The sequence below is a fragment of the Ensifer sp. GW101-20A05 genome, from assembly GCF_059424735.1.
The window spans coordinates 281,664-290,062 of sequence record NZ_JBWKZT010000008.1; the positions used below are offsets into that span (position 1 = coordinate 281,664).

The 8,399-nt window shown below is 60.9% G+C and carries 6 protein-coding genes and 1 pseudogene; 4 read left to right on the top strand and 3 right to left on the bottom strand.

The genetic code is table 11. The annotated features are described in order from the left end of the window. The first annotated feature begins 155 nt into the window (after positions 1–155). On the top strand, positions 156–1,640 hold the full coding sequence (pdxR, locus tag AC070A_RS21235; RefSeq protein WP_110879613.1) for a MocR-like pyridoxine biosynthesis transcription factor PdxR: 1,485 nt from the start codon (positions 156–158) through the stop codon (positions 1,638–1,640). A 180-nt stretch (positions 1,641–1,820) separates the two neighbouring features. Here the strand turns inward: pdxR and AC070A_RS21240 are convergent, their stop codons facing one another. After that, a complete protein-coding gene (locus tag AC070A_RS21240; RefSeq protein WP_058321958.1) occupies positions 1,821–2,315 on the bottom strand; it encodes a YciE/YciF ferroxidase family protein in 495 nt (164 codons plus the stop codon). Positions 2,316–3,229: 914 nt separating this feature from the next. Between AC070A_RS21240 and AC070A_RS21245 the strand changes: the two genes are divergently transcribed. The 3 genes from AC070A_RS21245 (at position 3,230) to AC070A_RS21255 (ending at position 6,811) form a co-directional block, all read left to right on the top strand. Further along, positions 3,230–5,059: an ABC transporter ATP-binding protein/permease gene (locus tag AC070A_RS21245; RefSeq protein WP_492384344.1), complete on the top strand. Its 1,830-nt coding sequence runs from the start codon at positions 3,230–3,232 to the stop codon at positions 5,057–5,059. Between the two features lie 101 nt (positions 5,060–5,160). Further along, a complete protein-coding gene (locus AC070A_RS21250) occupies positions 5,161–6,201 on the top strand; it encodes a glutathione synthetase (RefSeq protein ID WP_112946453.1) in 1,041 nt (346 codons plus the stop codon). Between the two features lie 139 nt (positions 6,202–6,340). Beyond that, positions 6,341–6,811 (top strand): NUDIX hydrolase, encoded by a 471-nt coding sequence (locus AC070A_RS21255; protein ID WP_110879686.1) that lies wholly within the window; start codon positions 6,341–6,343, stop codon positions 6,809–6,811. Positions 6,812–6,879: 68 nt separating this feature from the next. On the opposite strand, the gene AC070A_RS21260 is transcribed toward AC070A_RS21255, so the two are convergent. Together AC070A_RS21260 and AC070A_RS21265 are read right to left on the bottom strand one after the other, a co-directional pair. After that, a complete protein-coding gene (locus tag AC070A_RS21260) occupies positions 6,880–7,074 on the bottom strand; it encodes a hypothetical protein (RefSeq protein WP_057249919.1) in 195 nt (64 codons plus the stop codon). A gap of 159 nt (positions 7,075–7,233) precedes the next feature. After that, positions 7,234–8,322: pseudogene (locus AC070A_RS21265) on the bottom strand (DUF763 domain-containing protein); the annotation flags it as partial. Positions 8,323–8,399 lie beyond the last annotated feature (77 nt).

The following is an 8,399-nucleotide window of genomic DNA, read 5'->3' on the forward strand; positions in this document are numbered from 1 at the left end:
GGCACCGCCGTCAGGCCCGGTTCCCCCGCACCTTGTCTGCGTCCTGCGGAAGGCTGCATCGGTGCGTTTTCGTGTAGGGACAGGATGTAACAATTGGACGACAAAGAAACGTCCATTATGGTGCAATTGACTGTACCAATTTTGGAGACGCATCGGTGGTCAAACAGCTTGAAGGCCCGATCCTGCCTTTCCTTCGCCTCGATGCCTCGATCGCCCTACCGAAGTTCCGCCAGGTGCAGGACCAATTGCGCATGGCGATCCTCAAGGGACACCTGCGCGCCGGAACACGCCTGCCTGCGAGTCGCATCCTTGCCGAAGAGTTGGGCCTGTCGCGCCAGACCTTGGTGCGCGTGCTCGATAATCTGAAGGCAGAGGGCTATCTGGAGGCCCGACAGGGAGCCGGCACCTTCGTGTCGTCGGCCTTGCCCCGCCAATCCGCGAAACACCGGTTCACCCCAACTCCGCGGGATGCCGCAGAGACTGCACCGCCGCGCCTGTCGCGTATTGGCGAGCTGTCACGCCGGATGTCAGCCGATATCGGCCAGATGGAAGACAGGCCTTTCCTCCCCAACCGTCCGGCGCTCGACCGGTTTCCCTTTGCCGTCTGGCGGAAATGCTGGAATTCGGTGACGCGCGGCGGCAAGGCCGTGGCCATGGGCTATGGCGACGTTGCGGGCGAGCTGGTTCTGCGGCAGAGGATCGCCGAATATCTGGCCCTGCATCGGCGCGATCCCTGCGATCCCGAGCAGATCGTCATCACGCCCGGCGGGCATGCCGCCTTCACGCTCGCGGTCCTGGCGCTTGCCGATCCTGGCGATGGGATATGGTTCGAAAACCCGGGGCCCGTCACCACCAGCAACCTGTTCCGCACGCTCGGGCTGCGGCTGTGCCCAACGAATGTCGACGCAGACGGTTTGGATGTCGAAGGCGCCATGGCTCGTTATCCCGATGCGCGGCTCGCCTTCGTCATGCCATCGCGCCACCACCCGCTCGGTGTCACCCTGTCGCTGCCGCGCCGGCTTGCCCTGCTCGAATGGGCGCGAGCAAACGATACCTGGATCATCGAGGACGATTACGACAGCGAATTCCGTTATGACGGCGCGCCGCTGCCCTCCATGCGCTCCATCGACGGCAACGGACGCGTGATCTATGCCGGCAGTTTCAGCAAAGCGCTCTATCCGGGTCTGCGTATCGGCTATCTCGTCTTGCCACCGCAACTGATCGGTGCTTTCCGCAACCTGTCGGCACTGATCCATCGCAGCGTGCCGGTCGAAACCCAGCTCGCGCTCGCCGAGTTCATCGGCGGCGGACATTTTGCCAGTCATCTGCGCCGCATGCGTGGCCTTTATGCCGAGCGCCGCGAGGCGTTCATGCAAGCCGGGCGGGACGTCCTTGCAGGACTTGCCCGCGTCGACTGTTCCGAAAGCGGGCTCAACGCACTCGCTTGGCTGCAAGACGGTCGTGAAGACCAGGCCTCGCACCGCGCCGTGCTCGATGCGGGGCTGCAGTGCTATCCGCTGTCCGACTATACGATCGCCACACCTCAGCCGGCTGCGCTCATTCTCGGCTATGCCGGTGTTCCGGCGGATCGGATGAAACCTCTTCTTCTTCGGCTGGCCGAAGCGATCGCCCGAAAATAGCCCCTCGTCGAGGACATGTTCCAGATCGCTCACCGCGCAGCTAGCGCCGTAACTGCGCGCGGCGCTGCGACTGGGCCTTCCCCAGAAGGGCTTCGGCCCGGCTTTGTGCCAGGCTTCTTCTGGCCGATGGCCCGAATTGGCGCGGAGGGCGAGCCTTCGCCCTCCGCCTTTTCACGATGGTCAGGCCGCCTTCGCCTTGATGTTGGCGGCAGAGAGAGCGATTTTGGTGAGTGCCTTGTCGGTGGCCGCTTCTTCCTGAAGGGTTTGGTCGAGCAGCGGCACTGCCTTCTCCAACCCAAGTTGCTTGGCCCAGGTCTTCAGGGTGCCATAGCGCGCGATCTCATAGTGTTCGACCGCCTGAGCCGTGGAGATGAGGCCGGCGTCGAGAGCCGGGCTCCCTTTGAACTCCTCGATGATCTCCTCGCCCTCGGCGATGATCCCCTGGATAGCCTCGCAGGTCTTTCCCTGCGCGCGCTTGCCGAGTATCTCGAAGACCTGTTGCAAGCGCTCGACATGGCCCTCCGTTTCGTCCCGGTGCTTCTGGAACGCCGCTTTGCTGTCGGGCAATTGCGCGGCGCGCGCCATCTTTGGCAGTGCTTTCAGTATCTGCCTCTCCGCATAGTAGATGTCCTTAAGGCCGTCATAGAACAGCGCCTCGAGCGTCTTCTCCGGCATAGCAAGCTCCTGTGCCATCTAGTTGGAACACCTCCAACAGCTGCGGCGCCGAAAGGTTCCAGACGGAAACAATACTTCGCCGGCACCAGTTGGAACCCGTTCAGCGCCCCATGCATTGGCGAGACCCGGCATGCTCGATCCAGCCAGCGCACACACGATGGCCGCCGGAGCATTCGAAACATCCAGTCGCAAGGAGAACTGGTTATGAACGACAATGGCTCTGCCCCGGTCCCGGGCACATCAGCCAGAACAGGCGCGCGAAATAAGAAACGTGTGCGAGCAAAGCGCTTCGACCCATCGACAGTCGTTGCGAACGGCCACTACGACCTGACAGAATTCATCGCCAAATACGGACTCCAGCCGATGGCCGCCAGCGAGATCTTCGAGCGGATCGGACCGAGCCGGCGTAATATTGACCGCCACATGACAGAGCGATCCAGACCCGTGGGGGCGGCACCCGCGTCTAGTTCGAATTGGCTAAACGCTAAACCTTGACGGGAATGCGCGCCTGGAGTTCAATCTCGTTTGAGGCGCAATGCTTCGAGGCCGCCAGAGGCCCGACAAAGGGAAGTGGCGGCCTCACCAGGCGACGGCGAAGCGTCGCTCGCCGCGACGGATGGCAGGCAGCAGCCCTCCTGGCGATCGGAACCGATGAGCATGAACTGGCAAAATTGACCGCGACGACATTTCTATCTCCGACGCTTAAGCCTCGGAGATAAAAGGGCATCGGCAATTGGCAAGGACCCTGCCCCCTCTGCCGCGGTATTCTTCGGATTTGACAAGCCCGATCCTCGCCCCAGTTCATGGAGATGGCTTTAAGTGAGGTGGTGCGCAGCAACGCACAACGAACAGCAGCACTGGTCAAATGGACCCTCGGTCGGGAACGACCGCGCCGGAGCAGCCCTGTTTCCTCCATGCGCAGCTTCTGGGGCCTGTTGCTGGCCTATTGGCTCTCCGAACGTTGGCGCGAGGCCTGGGGCTTGACCTTTCTCATCCTGCTGCTCACCGGATTGTCGGCGCAAGCAAGCGTCTACTTCGCCCTGACGTCCGGCGAGCTTGTCAATCGGATCGCCAATTTTCACCACCCCACCGTGCCCACCACGCCTTCGTCGCTCCTGACCACCGCAGCGACGCTTGCGGCGATCGCGATCACCAGGGACGCCGGGTTCACTGCGGTCCGTCATTTCTTCTCGACCACGCTCCACCGGAAATGGCGCCAGTGGCTGGATAAACGCTTCAACCAGGCGCTGCTCGATTCCAACCATACCCATTTCCACCTTCAGCAGAACGGATTTGGCGCCGCGACCGAAGGCGAGAGTTCGTCGCCCGACAACATCGACCAGAGGGTACAGGAAGCGATTAAGGGCATGACAGGCGGTGCCATCGGTCTTGGCGTGGGCATCGCCGGCGTTGTTTTGTCGCTTGGCTTCGTCGGGCGAAAACTGATCGAAACATCGAGCCCCGTCAGGGGGCTTGATCTGCTCGGCAGCTACGGTAGCGCCTGCCTGATGTTTCTGGCGATCGCGATCTACGTGCCCCTCAATACGTTCATCGCAGCCAAGCTCGGCAGTGTCCTGCAGGGCCTGTCCATACGCATCCAATCGGCCGAAGGCAGCTATCGCAGCGAATTGAACCAATTGTTGCACCGCAGTTTTCATGTTGCGGTCATCAAGGGCGAACCCGCGCAGAAGGCCGTCAACGGGCGCCGATATCGCGAGATCGACAACACTTGGGCGAGCCTCAACCGCGTGACCGCCGGCTACATGGGCTTCGAGCTGGTACATAATTTCATCGGCTCACGCATCGTCGCCTATGCGCCAGGGCTACTCCCCTACGTCGACAAAACGATCAGCCTGCAGGACTATGTCACCGGCGCGGAGCTGGCGACGGCCCTGATCAACGAATGCTCGTGGTTCATCCATGCGATGCCCGACATCGCGACGCTCAAGGCGGATGCACACCGGATCACCGAACTTGCCCAAGCAATAGAAGCGGTGCAGCAGCCGCAGGATTACTATGCTCGCAGCGGCCCATCGGTGTTCGAGTACAATTCCCAGGACGCCGCGCGGGGCCTGACGATCCACGCCATCGAGCTCCTGCATTCCGGCGATGACCAGGCTTTCCTGACCGCTGACGAACTGAATTTCCTTCCCGGAGAGTGGATCTTGGTGGTCGGTGATTCCGGAAGCGGAAAGACCTCGCTTCTGAAGGCAATCAACGGTCTGTGGGCACACGGACGCGGCACGATCACGACGCCGGAGAACGTGCGAAGCCTCTACGCTGCCCAAGACGTCAAGCTCCAGGGTGTTTGCCTGAAGGATCTCGTCTGTCTGCCGGATGAGGCTGAAGCCCATGACGACGCCTCTGTCGCGTCGGTGTTGAAAGAAGCCGGGCTCGAAGAAATTGCGGAAGAGCTTTCGAGCGATGGTCGCGATGGGCAGAACTGGGACAAGCTTCTGTCCGGGGGCGAGAAGCAGAAACTCGTCCTTGCTAAGATCCTGCTATTAAGGCCAGGCCTGCTCTTCCTCGACGAGGCGACAGGCGCCCTTGATAGCGACGCGGTTCGGGCATTCCATCAATCGATCAAGGATCATTGCCCGGAGGCGACGGTGATCGCCGTTATGCACGATACCTCGTCGATCCAGTCAGAAAGCGGGGTCGATTTCTTCGATAGCGTGCTCACCATCGACAACGGCATCGCAACGAAAACGCCAATTTCCGACTGGCGCGATACGCAGGAGTAGCTGGCACCGGCGGCCGCCCTATTTCTTCGGTCATGTGCTGCGCATTCATTTTGTGACGCGGCGTGAACAGCGATCAAAATCCCCCGAAGCTAGGAGCCCCAATGCGTATTGCCCTCCTTGTCAACGCACTCGAAACCGAAGGGCCGTCCTATACGACGACCGCGTTGGCGCTTGCCGCGCTCTCTCGCGGACACGAGGTTCTTTACGTCACGCCCGGTGATTTTATCCTGCGCCCTGACGATACACTGATGATACGGGCGGCCGGTTTCGTCGGCACACGACCGAAGAAGCCCGAGACGCTCTTGCGAGCGCTCACGAACGCGGACAAGACCATCGTCAACATCGAAGAAGTGGACGTTCTGCTGCTTCGCAACGATCCGTCAGAGGACGCCGAAAACCGACCCTGGGCATCCTACGCCGGGGCGAATTTCGGCCGTCTCGCCGCGGAGCGCGGTACGATCGTTGTCAACGATCCCTGCGGCTTGGCATTGGCCCAGGACAAGCTTTACTTCCAGGATTTCCCGGTGGCCGTTCGCCCGACAACCTTGATCTCCAAGGACATCGATGAAATCCGTACGTTCATCGACAGCCACTCCGAGGGTGTGATCATCAAACCGTTGCAGGGTTCTGGCGGTCGAAACGTCTTCCGGGTGGGTACCAGCACGGAGGGCAATCTTACGCAAATTGTCGAGGCTGTCGGCGTCGTCGGCTATCTTATCGTGCAGAGCTACCTTCCCAAGGCGTCGGACGGCGATACGCGGTTGTTCCTGATGAACGGACGACCGCTGCACAGGGGCGACGTCTATGCTGCGTTCAGACGCGTGCCGCCCAAGGGAGACGTCCGATCCAACATCCACGCAAGCGGCACTCCAAAGCCGGCCAACATTACGAAGGAGATGCTGGCGATCGCCGAGATGCTACGGCCGAAGCTCGTTGAAGACGGCATGTTCCTGGTCGGCCTTGATATCGTCGGCGACAAGCTTCTCGAGATCAACGTATTCACGCCTGGCGGCCTCCAGACCATTCGCGAACTCCACGACATCGATTTCTGCGACGAGATCCTGGACTCGCTGGAAAACAAGGTGGACATCAAAAAGACCTATCGGGGATCACTCAGCAATCGGATCCTGTCGATGCTTTGAATTGGCGGCCCAATCCGTCGCGCGCTCCACTTTCGCGCAATGTGTTGGCGGAACAGAACCGCCGATCCGGATGTTACTGTCCGCAAGTGGCAGGCAGAGCCCGTTTGCCACAAAGGGCGACAAAGGAGATAGCGTTTCTGTGAATTTTCTACACCAGATTGTCTCTGACGTGCAGTTGATGCTTCGCCGGCCGCCGCGCATGCAGTACGCGGCCTTGTGTTATCGCTTTCGTAAAGACAACACACTGGAGATCCTTCTCATTACCAGCCGGGACACCGGACGCTGGGTCATTCCCAAGGGCTGGCCGATGAAAGGAAAGCGCGCGCATGAGGTGGCTGCGAGAGAAGCCTATGAAGAGGCTGGCGTGAAGGGCACCTGCCAGAGGTTTCCTTTCGGCCACTACTTCTACAAGAAGAGGCTCGACCATGGGCTCAAGATCTCCTGCAGGGTTCAACTCCACCCCCTGGAAGTCACGCGCATGCGCGGGAAATTCCCCGAGAAGGGAGAGCGAAAGCTCGCCTGGTTCGACTATCGGGAAGCGGCGAAGCGTGTCGCCGAGCCTTCGCTGCGCGACCGGATACTCCGTTTCGGACAGCAACGCGTTCTCTAGAGCCCCCGCGCGTTTCGTTTCCGGAGCATCTTTCCGCTTCAACTGATTCCACTTGAATGCGGGATGCTCTAGTGGACGCTGGCGACCTTGACGGCGTGGGCGAAATCCTCCGCCACCAACTCACTGATCGCGATCAACACCTCCTCCACCGAAAACCCGGAGTCGATCGTCTCGCGGATCAAAAGCTGGAGGTCAAGTTCAACGACGTCCCGGCAATCCTCGAGCCGTTCCTCAGATACCGTGATGCTCTGCAGTTCTTCCATCGCGAGACTCCTCTTGACGTGGATTCTGCTGGTTCGCCCTCGCAAGCTTGTTCGCACGACCTTCCAACCCTTGGGAGGAGGTTTGAGTTCCGGCGAGAACTCCTCGAAGAGATCAAAGAAAGAGATTCGCTGCAACGCCTTGCGGTCGCATTGAGCCGCCTACCGGTCGCGGTCGCCTTGACGGCGTGACCGCCCTGCATCTCTCGACGGTTCTTCCGGCCCTTCCCAGCCAAAGACGCTGCGACCGCCGAACTCTTGCGATTGTCGAAACTCGCCGGCCACGATCTCCTTGAGATCCGGGCCGGTCACGTATTTCTCGAACTGGCGAGCCTGATCGTCGAGGCGCTTGAGAACCTGCATCTCTTCGTCACGACCGAGCTTCGCTTTCGACACGGCGGACTTCATCACCCGGATCGTCTCGTCGTAGACTTTCAGTGGAACCGGGAACGGGTGGCGATCCTTGCCGCCGTGGGCAAGCGAGAAGCGTGCCGGATCGCCGAACCGGCATGGCGCACCGTGCACAACTTCGGCCACCATCGCCAGCGCCTTGACGGTCCGCGCCCCAACCCCCGGCACCAGCAGGAGATGCTCGAAATCCTCTGGGCCACGGTCGGCGGCCGCAGCGAGCGTGGCATGCAGGCGTTTCATATTGACGTCTTCTTCGCGCACGTCGTGATGTTCAGGCATAATCAGATGCGGCAGCATTGGCTGCGCGCTTTGCTTGGTCACCCGCCTTGGCTCGATGGCTGCGACCTCCCGGACGATCCGATCCGGCCCCAGCGAAGCCAGAAGATCGAGCTGGCTATTGCGCGAGGCCGCGGCACGGCGGTCGGCAAGGTTGACGATCTCGCCCTGCCGCGCGCCTTCGATCGCCGTGTGGGGCGAATCCACGAAGCTGGTGATCCCCTCCGAAAGCCAATGGTAGCGCCGGGCCTGCCGCCTTTCGCCGTTCATGCCCTGTTGCACGATGACCCATTTGCCGTCGTCGGTGACGATAAAACCGTGCAGGTAAAGGTCGAAGCCGTCTTGAACTGCTGCACTGTCGACCTTTGCGACGAGGCGGCTGGTTGTCGCCAGGCCACTTCCATCGAGGCCCACGCGCTCGCCGATCGCAATCAACTCGCCGGGGGTCTCCCGGGAATTCCGCCCTCGCCCGCCACAGACATGAATACCGAGTTCGCCTGACAGAGGCGACAAACCACGCTTCAGGGCGCCGATGACGCTGGTGGTTATGCCGGAAGAGTGCCAGTGAAATAGCCCCCGAAAGGCCCGGACATGCTCCCCCATTTAGCTAAGTGGTAGGAGTAATGTTGGTATTATGACTG

Coding starts and splice junctions, on each gene's coding strand:
- AC070A_RS21240 (WP_058321958.1), bottom strand. CDS start 2,315: ATGCCGGAGAAGACGCTCGAGGCGCTGTTCTATGACGGCCTTAAGGAC.
- AC070A_RS21245 (WP_492384344.1), top strand. CDS start 3,230: ATGCGCAGCTTCTGGGGCCTGTTGCTGGCCTATTGGCTCTCCGAACGT.
- AC070A_RS21250 (WP_112946453.1), top strand. CDS start 5,161: ATGCGTATTGCCCTCCTTGTCAACGCACTCGAAACCGAAGGGCCGTCC.
- AC070A_RS21260 (WP_057249919.1), bottom strand. CDS start 7,074: ATGGAAGAACTGCAGAGCATCACGGTATCTGAGGAACGGCTCGAGGAT.